General features: G+C 34.3%; 17 protein-coding genes and 1 tRNA gene. 1 reads left to right on the top strand and 17 read right to left on the bottom strand.

The features are described 5' to 3' along the window. Positions 1-35: 35 nt before the first annotated feature. From ACVPPR_RS03420 to ACVPPR_RS03340, 17 genes are all read right to left on the bottom strand, one after another. Positions 36-380 (bottom strand): YlbF/YmcA family competence regulator, encoded by a 345-nt coding sequence (locus tag ACVPPR_RS03420; RefSeq protein ID WP_462297708.1) that lies wholly within the window; start codon positions 378-380, stop codon positions 36-38. A gap of 76 nt (positions 381-456) precedes the next feature. Continuing rightward, complete coding sequence (locus ACVPPR_RS03415) at positions 457-2,583, bottom strand: PBP1A family penicillin-binding protein (RefSeq protein WP_462304644.1); 2,127 nt, start codon at positions 2,581-2,583, stop codon at positions 457-459. 148 nt (positions 2,584-2,731) lie between these two features. Continuing rightward, complete coding sequence (locus ACVPPR_RS03410; protein WP_462304643.1) at positions 2,732-3,199, bottom strand: arginine repressor; 468 nt, start codon at positions 3,197-3,199, stop codon at positions 2,732-2,734. Between the two features lie 70 nt (positions 3,200-3,269). Continuing rightward, positions 3,270-3,980 carry a Crp/Fnr family transcriptional regulator gene (locus ACVPPR_RS03405; protein ID WP_462304642.1) on the bottom strand — a complete coding sequence of 237 codons (711 nt, stop codon included), beginning with the start codon at positions 3,978-3,980 and terminating at the stop codon, positions 3,270-3,272. 284 nt (positions 3,981-4,264) lie between these two features. After that, a complete protein-coding gene (argS, locus tag ACVPPR_RS03400) occupies positions 4,265-5,956 on the bottom strand; it encodes an arginine--tRNA ligase (RefSeq protein WP_462297713.1) in 1,692 nt (563 codons plus the stop codon). A 260-nt stretch (positions 5,957-6,216) separates the two neighbouring features. Next, complete coding sequence (locus ACVPPR_RS03395) at positions 6,217-7,074, bottom strand: MurR/RpiR family transcriptional regulator (RefSeq protein WP_462304641.1); 858 nt, start codon at positions 7,072-7,074, stop codon at positions 6,217-6,219. A gap of 26 nt (positions 7,075-7,100) precedes the next feature. Continuing rightward, positions 7,101-8,555, bottom strand: coding sequence for a PTS transporter subunit EIIC (locus ACVPPR_RS03390; RefSeq protein WP_462297716.1), 1,455 nt, complete (start codon positions 8,553-8,555; stop codon positions 7,101-7,103). 21 nt (positions 8,556-8,576) lie between these two features. Continuing rightward, positions 8,577-9,467, bottom strand: a complete 891-nt coding sequence (gene murQ / locus ACVPPR_RS03385; protein ID WP_462304640.1) for an N-acetylmuramic acid 6-phosphate etherase — start codon at positions 9,465-9,467, stop codon at positions 8,577-8,579. A 3-nt stretch (positions 9,468-9,470) separates the two neighbouring features. Beyond that, complete coding sequence (locus ACVPPR_RS03380; protein ID WP_462304639.1) at positions 9,471-10,517, bottom strand: DUF871 domain-containing protein; 1,047 nt, start codon at positions 10,515-10,517, stop codon at positions 9,471-9,473. Between the two features lie 209 nt (positions 10,518-10,726). Next, positions 10,727-12,496: an ABC transporter ATP-binding protein gene (locus ACVPPR_RS03375; protein WP_462304638.1), complete on the bottom strand. Its 1,770-nt coding sequence runs from the start codon at positions 12,494-12,496 to the stop codon at positions 10,727-10,729. Beyond that, positions 12,496-14,175, bottom strand: coding sequence for an ABC transporter ATP-binding protein (locus tag ACVPPR_RS03370; RefSeq protein ID WP_462297753.1), 1,680 nt, complete (start codon positions 14,173-14,175; stop codon positions 12,496-12,498). The genes ACVPPR_RS03375 and ACVPPR_RS03370 overlap by 1 nt, the downstream gene beginning before the upstream one ends. 240 nt (positions 14,176-14,415) lie before the next feature. Next, positions 14,416-14,486, bottom strand: a tRNA-Gly gene (locus ACVPPR_RS03365). 47 nt (positions 14,487-14,533) lie between these two features. Beyond that, positions 14,534-15,898, bottom strand: coding sequence for an MATE family efflux transporter (locus ACVPPR_RS03360; RefSeq protein ID WP_462297722.1), 1,365 nt, complete (start codon positions 15,896-15,898; stop codon positions 14,534-14,536). Between the two features lie 29 nt (positions 15,899-15,927). Beyond that, positions 15,928-16,377: a YaiI/YqxD family protein gene (locus ACVPPR_RS03355; protein WP_462304795.1), complete on the bottom strand. Its 450-nt coding sequence runs from the start codon at positions 16,375-16,377 to the stop codon at positions 15,928-15,930. Positions 16,378-16,433: 56 nt separating this feature from the next. Beyond that, positions 16,434-17,306, bottom strand: a complete 873-nt coding sequence (locus tag ACVPPR_RS03350) for an SPFH domain-containing protein (RefSeq protein ID WP_462297724.1) — start codon at positions 17,304-17,306, stop codon at positions 16,434-16,436. Between the two features lie 6 nt (positions 17,307-17,312). After that, entirely contained in the window at positions 17,313-17,513 is a 201-nt protein-coding gene (locus tag ACVPPR_RS03345) for a hypothetical protein (protein WP_462304637.1), read from the bottom strand. Positions 17,514-17,566: 53 nt separating this feature from the next. Further along, entirely contained in the window at positions 17,567-18,400 is an 834-nt protein-coding gene (locus ACVPPR_RS03340) for a LicD family protein (RefSeq protein ID WP_462297727.1), read from the bottom strand. 155 nt (positions 18,401-18,555) lie between these two features. On the opposite strand from ACVPPR_RS03340, the gene ACVPPR_RS03335 reads away from it, so the two are divergent. Next, entirely contained in the window at positions 18,556-19,176 is a 621-nt protein-coding gene (locus tag ACVPPR_RS03335; RefSeq protein WP_462304794.1) for a DedA family protein, read from the top strand. Positions 19,177-19,186 lie beyond the last annotated feature (10 nt).

Below are 19,186 nucleotides of genomic sequence, written 5' to 3'. Positions count from 1 at the left end.
CATAAACTGCTTTGCCTCCAGGATTTTTATTCAAATTAATTACGATATAAATCTTGTATTGGTTTTGTGATAATTGAATTAACTTCATTCATAACTTCACTTAACACACGTTCTTTGTCCATTAAATCTTTAATTGCATCAAACTCACCAATTTTTTCTGAAAGTTTATGTGCTTTTTCAAGTTCTTCGTCTGTCATTTCTTCGCCGTTCATTTGTTTTTGTTGCAATGCCATTTGAATTGTTTGAAATTCCTTAAATAAGTTATAAGCAACTTCATCCTCTTGCATTTTTGTATAAGCTAATTTTAAAGCCTTATATTCTTCCGTTTGACCAAGATCTTGACTCATTTGATTTGCTGTATCATAAATATTAACAACCATTTCTGCTTCCTCCAATAATAGTTTATATTAACCTAATAAGTGTATCATTTTTATTCATAATTTGCATTGATTCGTTCTAATTTCCAAACATTCCTTTAACGCCATCACTAAGCCATTTTTGAGCTTTTTTAGCGGAATCAGATAATTTATTTTTTATTTTATCCGTTTGCTTTTCAACTGAACTCAAAATCCCAGTTCCATTATCATCTGAATTAGTATTATTCGCCAAAACGGCAGCAGATTTCGTTGAAAAACTTGTTTTTGGTGTATTTGGTAAAATACCTGTCATTTCATCTTTAAATAAAGAATCAACAACGTTGCCACTTAAATTTTTCAAGTAATGAGTATCATCAGTTGTATCAAATCCAACCCATGTTGCAACGGTAACATCTGGTGTGTATCCAATCACCCACTGATCTTTCGTACCATTTGTAGAGCCTTTTTTTGCCTCAGTACTTCCCGTCTTTCCAGCAATTGTATAGCCAACTGGCGCAGCAAGTTCTCCGGTACCTCCAGTCTCAAAAACACCCATCATCATACTTGTCATTGACTTAGCAACCTTGCTACTCATCACTTTATTTTCACTATCATCTGAATGATTAGCAATCGTATTACCAGAAGCATCTACAATTTTAGTAATAAAATGAGCCTTTTTTTGCACACCACCATTAGCAAACGCGGTGTAGGCACTAGCCATTTCATATGGTGACACTCCGGTAGTCAACCCACCCAAAGCTAAATCTAGATTTTTATCAGAACTTTTAACGGGTATCCCAAATTTTTTAACAGCTGCATACCCTTTATCAACACCAATTTTATTTAATAACCAAACTGCTGGCGCATTTTTACTAAGTGCTAGTGCTTCATACATCGGTATTTTACCCGAGTATTGGTTATCATAGTTATTTGGCGAATAATTATTTGATCCATATGACTGCTTTTTATCTTTCAATTCAGAATCATAAAAGTAACCATTCTCTAATGCAGGCATATAAACTGCAATAGGTTTCATCGTAGAACCGGGTTGACGATGAATCTGTGTTGCACGATTGTACCCTCGGAAGACATGGGTGCCACGACCACCAACAATTGCCGTAACACCACCCGTTCTTGAATTAATTGCGATTGAACCACCTTGTGCCTTTGTACCATCATCAGCATTTTCTGGGAATAAAGCTGAATTACTGAACGATGTTTGCATTGTTTTTTGATGCGTTTGATCCATCGCTGTATAAATTTTATACCCACGATTCATGATTTCAGATTCAGTTAAGCCATAGTTTTTGATTGCTTCGCTAATCACAGCATCAAAATAATATGGATATTTATATCCTGATTGATAGTCATACGTATCCTTCAGCGTGATAGCTGTCTGTTTAGCACTCGATAATTCGGAATTAGATATTTTTTTGTTCTCATTCATAACATCTAAGACAACATTTCGTCTTTGCTTGGCTGCTACAGGATGATCTATCGGATTGTAAGCTCCTGGTGAGCTCAACATCCCCGCAATAACTGCAGATTCACTAATCGTCAACTCTGAAGCATTTTTACCAAAGTACTTCTTCGAAGCATCTTGAACACCCCAAACACCATTACCAAAATACGCATTATTGAGATACATGGTTAATATATCCTTTTTCGAATATACATTTTCTGTTTGAACTGAAATAAATATTTCTTTTGCCTTACGACTAAAAGTTTGTTTCTGTGATAAAAAAGCATTTTTAACAAGTTGTTGTGTAATGGTACTCCCACCACCACTAATTGCACTGCTACCCGTTAATCGATTTTTAACCAATAAAACAGCAGCACGGGCCATCCCTTTGATTGAAAATCCATACTCATGGTAAAAATTTCGATCCTCAGATGAGAGAACTGCATTCTGAATATTTGGCGAAATTTTGTCCAGTGATACATAAGTCCCTTTTTGAGAATAAAGCGACCCAGCACGATCACCATCTTTGTCAAAAATTTCTGTTGATTGCTGCAAGGCAGATTTTAATCCACTAACATTTGTTGCCTTCGCCACATAAGTTAAATACGCACTTGAGCCTAAAATAATTGCAAGAATAAAAATAGTTAACCATTGCCAACCATGTAAAAAATGCCATACTTTGTGGAACCAATTTTTAAATTTAATTACTAATACGACAAACCAATTTTTATTTTCAGGTTCACTTCTTCTATTTTCAGTTTCCATTAGTCATCCTCATACCAATCTTAATATCTTTTTATCATTTTACCATAGCGTTATTATAAAAAGTAAACTGGCCATTTTATTATGAGATTTTTAAGAACTTAAAAAGGACTAAAAAATGACTTACGTCCATTTTCTAGTCCCTCAATCATTAAATTAAATTATCTACATTAGCGTGTTCAGTAAAAATAGCATAAACTCGTTCAGCAGCCTGTTCATCTGGACTGATAATCATAATTGTATCATGTCCCGCAACGGTTCCAACAATATCAGTTAAACCAAAATCGTCAATAATTGCTGCCAACAAATTACCATTACTGGGAATTGTTTTAACAACGTTCATAAATTGAATTTTAGTAATATTAGTCACTACTTCAAAAATAATTTCAAATAGATGTACTTCTTCGCTAAGATTACCTGATTTAAAAATGACATACCGCAAGTTTCCTTGTTCATCTTGTGCTTTAACAATTTTCATTTCACGAATATCTCTTGAAATAGTCGCTTGCGTCGCCTTAACTCCAACACGTTCTAATTCTGCAATCAAGTCATCCTGCGTTGCAATTATTTTTTTATTAATTAACTGGTCAATTTTAGTTTGCCGTATCTCTTTCTTCATAAGAATCCCTCTTTGAATGAGTATTTATTCTTAGTATAGCAAAAGACAGCAAAATATCGAAATAATACGCTTAATTTAAGACAATTTTATTCATTTTATTGAATTTTGATTCAAATATTAACATCCCTGAATCTTTAATAATATAACCATCTAATACTAACTTTTGGATAACACGGCCAACCGTTTCACGCCGCGTCCCACTGATTGTCGCAATATCTTCATGCGTAATTACATACGGAATTCGCCGACTATTTTCACCATGCTTATCTGCTAAATTTTCACTTAAATATTGTAATGCTTGTGTAATTCGCGTTGTCGTACTACTGCATACCGTTCTTAACCTTAACACCTCTGAACAATTTAAAATGTTTTCAAATTGACCAAATAAATAAGCGGAAACTTCGTAATGTGTCTTAATTAAATTTTCAATAAGTACAACCGGAATTTTAGCAACGGTTACCCTTGTAGCAGCACGACTTGAAACCGTATAGTATTCACTCTGCAGCATCCCACCAATTGGAAACAATTGTTTTGGTGTAACGTACATGTGATTTTGAAAAATACCAGCACGGTCACCCCGTTCAATTTTGACTAACCCATCCAATACAGCATAAATAAAGTCACGTTTATCATTCATATCAAAAATAGCATTTCCCTTTAAAAATCGTTTAAAAGTAATTTGTTCAAAACAAACGGTTTGTTCAACATCATTCAAACACCTAAATAACTCATGACCAACAAACTCTGATCGATACCTTTTCATTTCTTTTTCTGTAATCATCCCTTTACTCCCTTAATGCCCATATTTATGATATATAACTATCAACACTATCAGATTAAATATAGAATGTCGATTTATTTTTCGGATTTTGGAGACCCTGGTTTATTTTTTCGATTCACTGATAGCTCTAAATCGTTAATCCAACAGTAGCAAATACAAAAAATTCACTCTGGTACATTCGCACACTCACTTTGTGTCTAAACGCACAACCATCATCAAAAAGGATACAAACTAAGCATTAAACAAAATAAAAAAGTTAACAATTAAGTTAACTTTTTTAAGAATTACATTTCTTTCGGTGCATTGACGCCTAATAATCTTAATGATTCTGTTAAAACAACACTTACACTTTGAACAAGTGCTAAACGTGCTAATTTTTGATCATCCTCAACTAAAATTTTTGAATTTGCATAATATTTATTAAAAGCTCTTGATAAATGAATAGCATATTTAGCAATCACTGATGGTTCATACTCTTTAGCAGCACGCTTGATTATTTTAGGGAAATCACCAAGTAACTTAATTGTATCCCATGCAGCAGGATCAGAAAGTTCGTTATTGCTTTCACTAATCACAACGTCACCCGCTTTGCGGATAATACTTTGTGCTCTAGCATTTGAGTACTGAACATAAGGACCTGTTTCACCTTCAAAACGAACAACTTCTTCTAAAACAAAATCAAAGTTATTCATCCGTTCATTTTTCAAATCATGGAAGATAACGGCTCCAACACCAACATCCTTAGCAACTTGTTCAGCATTTGGTAAATCAGGATTTTTATCTTGAATTTGTTTTTTAGCAAGGTCAGTTGCATCATTTAAGACTTCTTCAAGTAAAATAACACGACCTTGACGCGTTGATAATTTCTTACCACCTTGTGTAATCAAACCAAATGGAATATGGTGCATATCATCTGACCAATCATTACCCATTTCTTTTAAAACAGCTTTTAATTGTTTGAAATGGTTAGCTTGTTCATTACCAACCACATACAATGATTGTACAAAATCATACGTCCGTTTACGGTAGATAGCTGCAGCCAAATCACGCGTAATATAAAGTGTGGCACCATCCGTTTTTTGAATCAAAGCAGGATTTAAATCATATTTCTCAAGATCAACAATTTCTGCGCCTTGACTTTCTTTTAACAAGTTTTTATCTTTTAACATTGTGACAACTTCGTCCATCTTGTCATTGTAAAAGGCTTCCCCTTTAAATGAATCAAATTGAACACCAAGCATGTCATAAATTTTGTTAAAGGCAGCTAAAGATTCTGAACGGAACCATGTCCACAATTCGATAGATTCTTTATCGCCATCTTCAAGTTTTTTAAACCAAGCACGGGCTTCGTCATTTAATTCAGGTTTTTCTTCTGCTTCTTTATGGAAACGAACATAGTATTCAAGTAATTTATTGATAGGGTCTGCTTTAACTTCTGCTTCACTACCCCATAATTTGTAAGCAGTAATTAACTTACCGAATTGCGTCCCCCAATCACCTAAATGATTAATTTTAATTGGGTTGTAATTAATTTTAGATAAGATATTAGCGATTGAATTACCAATCACGGTTGAGCGTAAATGTCCCATTGAAATGGGTTTAGCTATATTAGGTGATGACATATCAATCGGTACATTCCCATCATGACCAATATCAGATGCCCCATATTCACTACCATTTGAGAGCACTTGTTCAATGATATCTTGGCTAAATGCCGCTTTATTCAAGAAAAAGTTCACATAAGGTCCGACTGCTGCAACTGATTCAAATTGACTTTGATCAATTTGTTCTACTAAATCTTTAGCAATCATTTGAGGTGCTTTTCTGAACGCTTTAGCTAATGCAAAAGCTGGAAATGCATAATCTCCCATATCAGAACTTTTTGGTGTTTCAATTTTGGCAATAATTTCTTCTTCAGTTAGGTTTCCATCAACGACAGCAACCAATACTTGTGCAACTTGTTGTTTATAATTCATTATCCATTCCTCCTAAAATTGTATAAAAAAAGCCCCTTACAAATAATTATGTAAGAGACGAGAATTCCCGCGGTACCACTCTAATTGATTAATATCCACTCAAAGTATTCAGTTATTTCTAAAAAGTACGATTCAACTAACGCCTTTATCTAGCTTCCACCAACCTAGACTCGCTTTGAAATTAATTAGTTTACTAGCTTTTATCATCGAATTTATAACTTGATTGTAACAAATTAATATTGTAAAAGATAGTGATTTTATCATTTAGATTGATTTTTAGTAAAGTACTTCTTTACGATATCCCTTGAATCAGTCAATCTGTTTATACTATCATTAAAATGAATTGATACGAAAGAATAATAAATAAGATCTACCGCATACAACTGCGCTATTAGAGAAGTTGTTGCAGCACTTCTAAATTTTTTATTTTCCCCGCTATTATCATGTTCTAATACAATATCAGCTAACTTTGCCAGCGCACTTTTCTTGTTGTGTGTTAAAACGATAACTTTAATTGCTTGTTGCTTTGCGAGATTCGCTAACTTAATTGCATCTTGGTTTTCACCTGAATTTGATATTAAAAATAAGATTGTTCTTTCTTTTAATTGAGACATCCCAACAGCAATCAAATGTGTGTCAAGTGTTTCCATCACAGATTTCCCAACTCGAATAAATTTTTGTTGAAAGTCTTTAGCGACAATTTCTGATGCACCAAGTCCATAAACGTAAATCATTTTTGACTCTTCAATCGCTATTGCTGCACTTGTAACTCTCTCGTCTAACGTTTTATTAGACTCTTCAATTGTGTGTTGTATTCTCATCGTTAATTTTTGTTTCGTTATTTTTAAATTATCATTAGGATCAATTTCCTCAAGCATCGATTGATCGACTTGAATCTCCGCTGCTAATTCCAATTTTAAGCCTGGAAAACCACTATCACTCATATTTTTACCAAATCTAGTGATTGCTGCAGTACTAACTCCCACTTCATCTGCCATGCTCTGTGTACTCATTCTTATTACTTTCTGTGGTTGCTCTAAAATAAATTGTGCTACTTTCCGCTCTACTTTTGTATATTTATCCATATTAACTTTAATTGTGTACAAACAATTTTCCATGCCTTTACCTCTTTTTCATAATGATGCTATGCCTCTGTTTCAATCATAGCATCTTTTGGAACACCAAAGAAGAACGTTAATACAAAACCTCCTGCGTATGCCGCAAGTAATCCAAAAATATAGCCCAGCCAATGACCGTTACTGATTAAAGGAATCAGAGCTACACCAGAAGGTCCAATTGCGATTGCACCAATATGACCCATACCACCGATTACCGCACCACCAATTCCACCACCTAAACAAGCTGTAATCATTGGTCGTCCTAGAGGTAAAATTACCCCGTAAATTAACGGTTCCCCAATCCCTAGAAATCCAACTGGTAAAGCACCTTTAATTAAATTCGTTAATTTTTTATTTTTACGACAACGAATCCATAATGCAATTGCTGCCCCAACTTGTCCCGCTCCTGCCATTGCTAAAATTGGTAATAATAAAGTAGACCCTGTCTTAGCAATCATTTCAAGATGAATAGGCGTTAAAATTTGATGTAATCCTAACATTACCATTGGTAAGAAGAAAGTTCCTAAAACAAACCCAGAAAATGCGCCACCAACTTCTAAAACCCAATTAATTGATGTAACTAAAGAGTTTGAAATAACCCCTGCAATTGGCATGACTAAGAAAATGGTCATCATCCCAATGACAAATAATGAAATTGTGGGTGTAATAATGATATCTAATGAATCTGGAATCCATTTATGTAATCTTTTTTCTAAAAAGGCTAATACCCATACTGCAAAAATAACACCAATAATACCACCCTGACCAGCACTCAATGCCTGACCATTAAAAATATTGTGTAGTGGTGCTTCTGGGGTTACCCCACTCAGTAAAGTAACAGCTCCAATAACACCACCAAGTCCAGGAGTAGCACCGAATTCGCTAGCACTATTTATCCCTACATAAATAACTAAGTAACTGAAAACACCGTTTTTAATAACATTCAACACAGCAATAAAATCTGTCCAACTTGAACTCAAATCTCCAGCAACCATCATATTTCCAAGAACAGCCGCTAATCCACCAATTAACCCGGCTCCAACAAATACTGGAATTAATGGCACAAAGATATTTGAAATTGATTTAAGTACTTTTTTTATTGGTGTCTGTTTTTGTTTAGCTTTATGTGCCGCTTTAACTTCAGCTGCCTTACTCTCAACCAACTCTTTATCAGTCATTTCTGTCGATTCTACTAAAGACTTTGCAGGAAATGGTTCACCCAATTTAACGCCTACTTGATCAACCATTTCATCCGCAACTTTATTAACTGTTCCTGGGCCAACGACTACTTGTAGCGTGTCATCTTCAACAACACCCATAACTCCATCAATATTTTTTAATTTTTCAATATCTACTTTATCTTCATCCCTAATTGTCATCCTCACCCGAGTCATACAATGAATTAATTTTTCAACATTTTCTGGTCCACCAACATTATCGTAAATTTCATTTGCAATTTTTTTAATTTTTTTGTCTGCCATGATAAAGTTCCTCCAAATAATTTATTTGATTGCTTCTCTAACAAACCCATGTGCTTTTTCTAATTTTTCTTTAGCTTGTACAACATCTTCATCCGTTAAAATCATAACAATTGCGAGCTTAACATCGTGCTCAGAACTTTCAAATGCCCGCTCCGATTGTTCATAACTAACTCCCGTTGCATCCATAATAATACGTTTTGATCGTTCGACTAACTTTTCATTTGTTGGCTTTACATCTACCATTAAATTTTTGTATATTTTCCCAATTCCAATCATCGAAATTGTTGAAAGCATATTTAAAACTAATTTCTGAGCTGTCCCTGACTTTAGGCGGGTAGAACCTGTCAAGACTTCTGGACCAACCTCAACCTCAATAACCGTATCTGCATGCTGACCGATTAGTGAATTTTTATTACATGCTAAACTTACTGTATTTGCGCCTACAGACTTCGCATAATCAAGCCCACCAATGACATAGGGCGTTCTGCCACTTGCCGCAATTCCTACAACCGTATCTAACGCTGTTAATTGAATCTTTACCAAATCTGCTTCACCTAATGCTACCGAATCTTCGGCACCTTCAACGGCTATTGTCATCGCCTGCATACCACCAGCGATTAATCCCTGAACTAAACTTGGATCTGTCCCAAATGTGGGAACACACTCAGCGGCATCCAAGACGCCTAATCTGCCACTAGTACCTGCTCCCATATAAATTAATCGTCCACCATTATTAAACGATTCAATAATTTTGCTAATAGCAGTATTAATTTGAGGTAACTCTTTTTCTACACTTTTAGGTACCGTCATATCAGCTTCATTCATTAGTTTTGCAATTTCAGAATGTGTTAATTCATCTAAATTCATTGTTTGCTTATTTCTAGTTTCTGTTGTTAATTTTGTAATATCCATAGTCTATTCCTCTTTTATGTTTGTATGATTAAATTTTATTTTCTGTCTTGCGCCTATATAGTCAATTAAATCCAAATCCTCAGGCTTAACCCGCCCAATCAGATTTACCTTATCATCAATGGGTAAATTAGTTTTCACAATCTGTAATTCGCCAACATATCTACCATATAATTTATTATCTTGCGTTATAGACCCTCGTAGTCGGACCTTTTTATTGTTAAATGGGGCTATAATAGCCTTATTTCTGATCCTGCCCTCTTCTAATCGAACGACGTCTCTTGCCACATCAGCTCGATTATGCCATGTTTTCTTACTCAGCTCACTATAAGTACTTTCAATGTTTATTTCCATCGTTTGATATCTAAAATAATTAACTATTTTACTTATTGTGCCTCCAGAGATACGTGGATCACCAATATAAACACTATCTGTATGATTATTTTGAATTAAATCTATCATCGCTGCCAAAACATGATAATGGCGATGTTTTTCCAACGTTGGCAATCCCTTGCCAATTGGACCTCTAAACGATTCGTTACCTGGTACAAAAGCCATCGTCCTAAATCCTGATTGCTTTAACCAACTGTTCTTATTTTTTAACCAGTTTTCATCCAATCCTGTATTTGGTCGAGGATAATAATTATGCCACGCTTCAATATTTTTAAAATTTGCGTGATTATCCGTTAATTGCTGAATATCCAAATCTGAAATTGTACTAGCGTTTAATCCAATTTCAATATCAGTTGACAACGCAGCCACTTTTTCCATACTGACGCCATCGTCAATTCTTAATCCAGTAACCCCTGTCTCTTTTAAATCAAAATCTAATAAGTTCAAACTTTTCTCTGAAATATCAACCATTAACGTAAAATTGCTTTTAAGACATAACTGTCCTAAAATTTTTAACGCTTTAATTATTGTCCCACTATCTTCTTCAGGAATATGTAACGACGTAAAAACCCCCTCAAATCCTGCATCGTGCATCACCTTAATATAATGTTTAGTCTCATTATTAATCCCATCACCCAAATAAATTGAAAAACCTAGCATCTGTATTAATCCTCCATCCTAACGAAAAAGAAAACGCTACCATCGATAAATACATCATAACTTAAACGATATAAAATTACAACAAAAATTACTATTAAGTATTTAATTATGTAATTTTATATCATATTTACAAATAAAAAACATCCAACCTAAATTCAAAAAATGAATTCAGGTTGGATGTTTAATTTTTTAAATTCCTTTATTACTGCTTATTCAAACACAAATTGGTTATTATACAATTCAGAATAAAACCCTTTTTGATCTAATAACTCTTGATGATTACCTTGTTCAATCACTTTTCCATCTTTTAAGACAACAATTTTATCAGCATCTAAAATTGTTTTTAAGCGATGAGCAATAACAAAACTAGTACGTCCTTGAATAACTGTATCCATCGCTTTTTGAATTTTAGCTTCGGTTACCGTATCAACGTTAGACGTTGCTTCATCTAAAATTAAAAGTGTTGGATTCGTTAAGATTGTTCTTGCAATACTAATCAATTGTTTTTGACCCGTTGAGAAAACTGAATTTTCATCCGACACTGTCGTATCATAACCCTTTTCTTGACTCATAATAAAATCATGAATATTAGCTTGTTTAGCGGCAGAAATCATATCTTCATCTGATGCCTCAGGTTTACCAAAAACAATGTTATCTCGAATTGTTCCTGAGAATAGAACACTTTCTTGAAGAACAATCCCCACATGATTACGTAGACTCTGAAGTTCAAGGTCTTTTACATTCACACCATCAAATTCAACTGAACCACCTGTAACATCATAGAATCGATTCAACAAGTTCATGATTGTCGTCTTACCCGAACCAGTTGGCCCAACTAATGCAACCATCTCACCCTTATCAACATTAATTGAAACATCATGTAAAATCTCTTTACCAGGATTATAGCCAAAATCAACATTTTTCAATTTAACACCACTCGTTAAACCTGTTAATTCTTTTTTGTCCATTGAATTAACTTCATTGGGTTCGTCAAACATTTCGTTCAAACGACTAGCACCTGTTATAGCAAGCTGGAACATACTGTACAATGAAGAAATTTGTGAAATTGGTTGATAGAATTGTTGTGAATATTGAATAAACACCACCACAAGTCCTAAAGCTGTTGTACGACCCATATCACCATTCAAGGCTAACCAACTACCAAAGAAAATAACGATAGCTGTATTAACCAATGAAAGACCATTCATTACTGGGAAAAGCATTCCTGAGTAAACTTGCCCTTTGAAAGTTGCTTTACGAACACTTTCATTATATGGCAAGAAACCATCAATGGCGTCTTTTTGAAGACCATTAGTAATCACAATTTTCTGACCACTAATTTTTTCATTAATGTAGCCATTTAACTTACCAACTTCTTTTTGTTGAATATCAACATACTTACGCGTTTTAGAAATTAAGATAACAGCAAGAATTAATGCAACAGGAGTTGATGCAATGGTTACCCAAGCAAGCTCAACATTTTGTTGGAACATCATAATAATAATCCCAATCATCAAGGCAATATTACTCATAATTTGTCCCAAAGCTTGGTTCATTGCATTTGAAATATTATCTAAATCACTTGTAAAACGACTTAAAATATCACCATCTTTATGTGAATCAAAGAAACGAATAGTCATTTTTTGTAATTTTCCAAATAATCCTTTTCTCATTCTGTTTGTTGAATTACCCGTAATAAATGTCACAATAATATTTGAAAAGAACATTGCAACAATTGAGAAAATGTAGAATAAAAATAACATCCACAGTGAGTTAACAAAGTTTCCTTTATCACTCACTCCTTTTGTTAAACCAATCACATAATTAGCCAAAGCCGTAATTGCTTTTCCCATATATACAGGTGCTTTAACTTGGAAATAGGTTGATGCAATAATCGCTATAGTCATGACTGTAAAGCCTAATTTATAACGTTTCAAGTAGTGGAAGAAGAATGCCATAGATCTATTCATATCTTTCATTAGACAGTCTCCTTTCCTTTTTGAGTATTATAAATTTCTTGATAAATCTGACTGTTTTTAACAAGTTCTTTATGTGAGCCTTCGCCAACTAATTTACCATCATCCATCACAAAAATGCGATCAGCATTAATCACAGATGAAATTTTTTCGGCAATCACAAATGTTGTTGTCTCTTTTAATTCATTATTTAACGCTTTTTGAACTAATTTTTCAGATTGTGCATCAAGTGCTGACGTGGAATCATCCAAAATTAATATTTTAGGTTTACCAATAACCCCACGTGTGATTGACAAGCGTTGTTTTTGACCACCTGAGAAGTTTGCTGAACGTTCTTCAACTTCTGCATCATAGCGTGCTGGCAACCGATTAATAAATTCAGATGCTTGTGCAATTTGACTGGCAATATCCATATCCTTTTCGTCTGCATTTTCTTTACCTTGACGTAAATTATCTGCAATCGTCCCTGAGAATAAAATAGCCTTTTGTAGCACAAATGCAACTGTTTTACGAAGTGATTTTTCGTTGATTTCTTTCAGGTTTTCGCCACCAACTTTAACCGTTCCTTCTTGTGGATCAAATAAACGTGGAATCATTTGAGCTAATGTTGATTTACCTGACCCAGTTGCCCCAACAATCCCAATCATTTCTCCAGGTTTAACATTAAAACTAACGTGTTTAAGTGTTGGTTTATCATCACCCTCATATGAAAATGAGACATCTTCAAAACTAACAGAACCTGTTAACGCTTCTTCTGGAACATCTGGATAATAAATATCTGGTTCTTCATCCAAAATTTCACGTAATCGCTTGATTGACACCATTGCACGAGCGCTAAATGTCATCATCATTCCACCAATAATAATAGCGAACATGATTTGCATTAAGTAATTAACAAACGACGTAATTGCTGTAACCGTACTTGGATCCGTTTTAGCCAGATCACCAACAAAATAAATGGCAGCTACAACGGCCATATTCCCAATTAATGTAAATGCAGGAATCAAAACAGAAAATAACGTTCCTACGTAAATGTTTTGTGCATTTAAATCATCAGAAACTTTATCAAACCGTTTTTCTTCATTTTTTTCCTGGTTAAAGGATTTAACAACACGTACGCCCATTAAATTTTCTTTAGCCAGTTCATTCACACGATCAATTAACCCTTGCATCATCCCAAAATGGCGTCCCATACGACCAAAAGTCAACATTGAGATACCTAAGACACATACAATTAAAATAACAATAACCCACCATAAATCAGCAATGGTATTCATCGCTAAAATAAAAGCACCAATAAATAAGATAGGTACTCGAATTAATGACTGAAGAATGGTCATAATTAACGTTTGAATTTGTGTAATATCATTCGTTAAACGGACAACAATATTCCCTGCTTGGAATCGTTCGATATTGCTAAAAGAAAAGGTTTGAATCTTTCTAAAAGCTGTTTCACGAATATCTGCACTCATTGATTGCGCGACTTTAGCTGACAAAATCGTGTTCACGACCCCAGCCAATAGTCCAACAACAGCAACACCGATTAAATATAACCCAAGTGTTGTAATCTTATCACCTTGATCTTTCAAGATAGCGTCGATTACTTTTTGTAACAACTTAGGCTGCCATAATGTTGAAATAGCCATAATTACGACCATAACAACTGCCCAAAAAATATCCATACGATATTTTTTTGCATGTTTTAGTAAAATATCCAATTTCTTCCCCCTTAATTCTGTGCACTTTAAAGTTCTTTTCACTGAAAAAAAAGAACTAATATCAGTTACTAAAGTTAGCAAAAATAACACACAATTGCAATCATTTTAATTCATTAAAAACGATTTAAAAGTTAAAATTTTGCACAAAAAAAATCCAAGATACACAATCTTGGATTTAAAATAATTTATTATAACTACTTTTTAAGCGGGCGACGAGAATCGAACTCGCGACATCAGCTTGGGAAGCTGGAATTTTACCACTAAACTACGCCCGCAGAACGTTAATTAGTATAGCATATTTCCTCACTGTTGTCATAACTAGTTAGACAAATTTATTTTCTGCCTTTTGTTCAGAATCTAATCGTTTTAAATTTTTAACTGCTTTCACATATGAATAAATTAAAACAACACATGAGCCACCCCAAGCTAATGGATTTGCAAAACAAGCTCCTGCATAACCAAATGCACCAGCTAAAAAGATAGCCGCAAATGACCTCATTAACAATTCAACAACTCCGGCAACTGTTGGCACAATACTTTGTCCCAACCCCTGTAACGTATATCTAATAACAAATAATACTGATAATAAGAGGTAAAATGACCCATTAATATTGAAATAGACTTGTGATAATGCCACCACTTTTGGCGCATTATTTCCAACAAACAACGTTACCAACTGCTGTCCAAACAGAATGACTAACAAACTTGCCACGATACTAAATGACCCTGACATCAACAAACATTTTTTAACCCCGTCTAAAACGCGACTATATTTTTTTGCGCCATAATTTTGAGCAGTAAAAGTTGCCATTCCAATTCCAAATGACATCATTGGTTGCGTCGATAACTGATCAATCTTCGATGCTGCAGTCGTACTGGCAACTGCAGTCGTTCCTAGCCCATTTAAAGCAGATTGTAGCATAATGGCACCAATCGCAATAATTGAGGCTTGAAAGGCCATTGGCAATGCTACATAAAGATGTTGGTTAATATCCTTCTTTGTAATGCCTTTAAAATGATGTCGCCCAATATGTAAAACGGGAATCTTTCGATAAATATAAACGAGACAGAATACGACAGAACATGATTGTGCAATAATGGTTGCAAAACCAGCCCCCGCAACTCCCCAATGAAAGACTAAAATGAACAATAATTCTAACCCAACATTAATAATGCTGGCAAAAATTAAAAAGTACAACGGCGTGCGACTGTCACCCAAGGCCCGAATAATATTAGATAAAATATTAAACGCCATTGAAGCAAAGATACCGCCAAAGATGATACTAATAAAAGTTTGTGCATCCCCAAATATTTCTGTTGGCGTCTTCATGAGCGTTAAAATATCTTTTACAAAAAATAAACTAACGGCTGTTAAAATTATCGTCGCAACTAAGCTGATCATAAGCCCCACTGCGAAACTCTTTCTCACACCACGATAATCTTTTGCACCAAAACGTTGTGCCGTAATGATGGATAACCCCGCAGTCAATCCTTGTGCAAATCCAATAATTAAAAATTGGATACTTCCGGTTGAACCAACTGCGGCTAGTGCATCTACGCCTAACGTTTGTCCAACAATTAATGTATCAGAAATACTATATAATTGTTGAAATAAATTACCAACCAATAACGGAATGGTGAACATAAAAATTAATTTTGCTGGATTACCTGACGTTAACGATCGCAAATGAGCCCCTTCTTTTCTTTATATTTTATTTAATAGCCTTTTTCATTCAATAATAGGTTAAATTTTTCCTTAAAATTAGCTCTATCTTGATTTGAAAAGGCACTTGGCCCCTTCGTCCGTTGGCCTGATTTTCTTGCCATGGCACTCATGTATCTCGATTCTAATAAACCATCAATATTATAATTTGTGTATTCAAAGCCTCTATGATGCATCACAATCACACCTTTTGGAAATAAAAGTGAGGCTAGCCCATAGTCCTGTGTAATAACAATATCGGATTTTTCAGCCAATTTTACAATTCGATAATCTGCCGCATCTGGTCCTTGATCAACATAACTGACTGACACATTTTCAGGATATTCTTTAGTTGAAAAATGTGGTGTACTTGTAATTAATAGAACACTTAACTTTCTATGCTCAGCTTCAGAGATAACCTCATTTTTAACCGGAGAGGCATCCCCATCAATCATAATTTTCAACTTAAACACGCTCATTCCTAGTAAAAAAACTTTCAAGGAATAACCTCTTGAAAGTTTTATTTAGCTTTTTGTTTTAATAAAGTACTGATTGCTGGAATTTGTCCCAACCCGTCAATTGCATTACTAGGCATAACAACTGTATTTGCCTCACTCTTTGCAAGTTCTTTGAAAGCCTCAATATTTTGACTGACAAAATAACCATCGTCAACTTTAGTTAATGAAAGGTTCACTGCATCGATTCGGTAAGCTTCGGCATCAGCTGTCTTTTTAACCGCCTCAGCTTTAGCTTGAGCTGAATTAACCCATGCATCATTATCCGCTTTATTTTTCAATGCAACTGACTTACTATAACCTTCAGCTTCTGCAACAGTTGCATCACGATTTCTAGCAGCTTTCAAAAGTTTATTCATTGAATCTTGAATTTCAACTGATGGCTTAACTGTATCAATATTAATTCGATCAACATTCAATCCATATCCAGCAGTTACATTAGAAATTTCGCCAAATAAACCACGATTAATTTCTTGTGTCCCATTCAAAACCTCATCCAACATTTTATTACCAATAATGCCACGTAATGATGCACGCGTATCTTGAATCATACTACGCACTGAATCTTCATTTTTAAACACGAAATCTTGGATATCAGTTACGTGATACTTTAATGAAATCTTCACTTCAATTTCAGCATTATCTTTTGTTATCACAACTTGTTTATCAAGATCTAAAGGCTGTTGTGCTGTACTTACTCGAATTACTGAAGAAATAAATGGTTTAATGAAATGTAATCCTGGAGCCAATGTTGTTTCATATTTTCCTAAAGTAATAACCACGCCTTGATGCGGTTGCCTGATAATTCTGATTGTAGCCGGTAAAATAACCACCAATAGTACAGCAACGATAATAATAACAACTAAAAGTCCTAACATAATAATTTAACCACCTTTATATTTTTTTACATCCAATCCCTCAACGTGCGTTTTAATAATCTGAACAGTATCACCAATTTTCAAAGTTTCATCACTGAAATAGTGATAATAGATGCCAAAGAATACAACCGTACCTTGATTATTTTGGCTATCAATTGTAAATTTCCGGTCAATTAACCGCTCATCAATAATTGATTTTTCATCCATTTGAAAGCCCCTCCATTCGTTATCTTTAAACGTATCTCATTTGCACTATAAAATCAATCAATTCCGTTATCAAAAACAAACTGATTTCGATCTAAAATAGTCACTTTCTCAATATGCTTTTCAATTTGCTTACTTTCAGGCGGTAGTTGTAAATAATCGCCGTACAAGCGGCTCAAAATTGCATCGTATGCACTCAAAATAGTTACCGTAAGGTTTTCAAAAGGAACTGAAATAACAGACGCCAATTCCTTTTCTGATAATAATTCTTTTTCATATGAATATTGTGAAGCCAAATTCTTATATTCCATAAGTGTTCTATCTTGATTATAGGTTCTAACAAGTTCTTCTCTTTTTTCTTTATATTCTTTTATTTTGAGACTTTGGTCTGGTTGTAATTTTCTGATTTTTGCGTTAATTTCAGTATCCAATAACCGATAATTACTCAATAAAATAATTCGAGCATTCAGATATTTGTATCGTGACTGTTGGATTGAACGTTCAACATTCCCCGTTGGAACCTTATCAAAAGGAAATATATCCACAAAAACACCTTTTCTAGCATCGTTAATATTTCTTTTCTCTTCAATATAAATAGATTCATCCAGTAACTTGGCATAACCAAACGCATATTTTTGATCACTTTGATCCGTTTGAAGAAAATAATAAGGCTGGCTAAGTGCCTCGGGTGCCACTTGTAAGAATCGATCATAGTCCTCTCTTACCATACCGATATCAACATCATCATCCCATGGAATAAATCCCTGATGTCTGACCGCTCCTAATAAACTACCACCAATCATAAAATACTTGATGTCGTTTTTTTGACAAATTGTAATAATTTCCTGAATTAAATCTAACTCTACTTTGTGTAATTCCTCAATTTTCATTTTATCACCCTAAGCCGTCTTATTTCTTATTTCAATTGTACCAAATTAAACTCTGAATACGAAAACTATTTACTTTTTATTAAGTTAATCTTTTTATTTACTTTGTTTCCTAACAACATGATATGCTTAATCTATCAAATAAAAGGGGTGCCCAAATGCAAGAAACCATTATTGACTTAATCAGCCAACATGGCTATCTAGGTGTTGCGTTACTTATCGCAATCGAAAACATTTTCCCACCGATTCCTTCTGAAATCATTTTAACGTTCGCTGGATTTATGACACTATCCAGTAATCTCGAACCGATTGGATTAATTTTATCTGCTACCATTGGTGCCACTATTGGCGCTTTAATTTTATATTCAATTGGCCGCTTTTTAAGTACTGACCGCTTAAATCAATTTTTTGCCAGTAAATACGGATCATGGCTTGGTTTAAAACCCACCCATATCGCAAAAGCTACTGAATTTTTTATAAAATATGAAAATCGTGCCATTTTCTTAGGCCGCTTTGTCCCAATTGTTCGAAGTCTAATCTCAATCCCCGCTGGCATTACAAAATGTAAATTACGCTACTTTATTCCTCTAACTTTTTTAGGTACACTCATTTGGAATACTGTTTTAATTTATCTTGGTGCATTTGCTGGGAACGCTTGGGCACAGGTGGCTGCCACAGTCGATATTTTCGCCACAGTTGTGGGTATTATTTTACTCATATTGTCATTCTTAGGTATCTATAAATTAATTACTTTAAATAAGAACAAAAAAAACGATTAAATTCATTTCT

It is taken from the genome of Dellaglioa sp. L3N (assembly GCF_054941095.1).
Note: the sequence above shows the minus strand (reverse complement) of the source record. Positions and strands in the feature narration are given on the sequence as shown.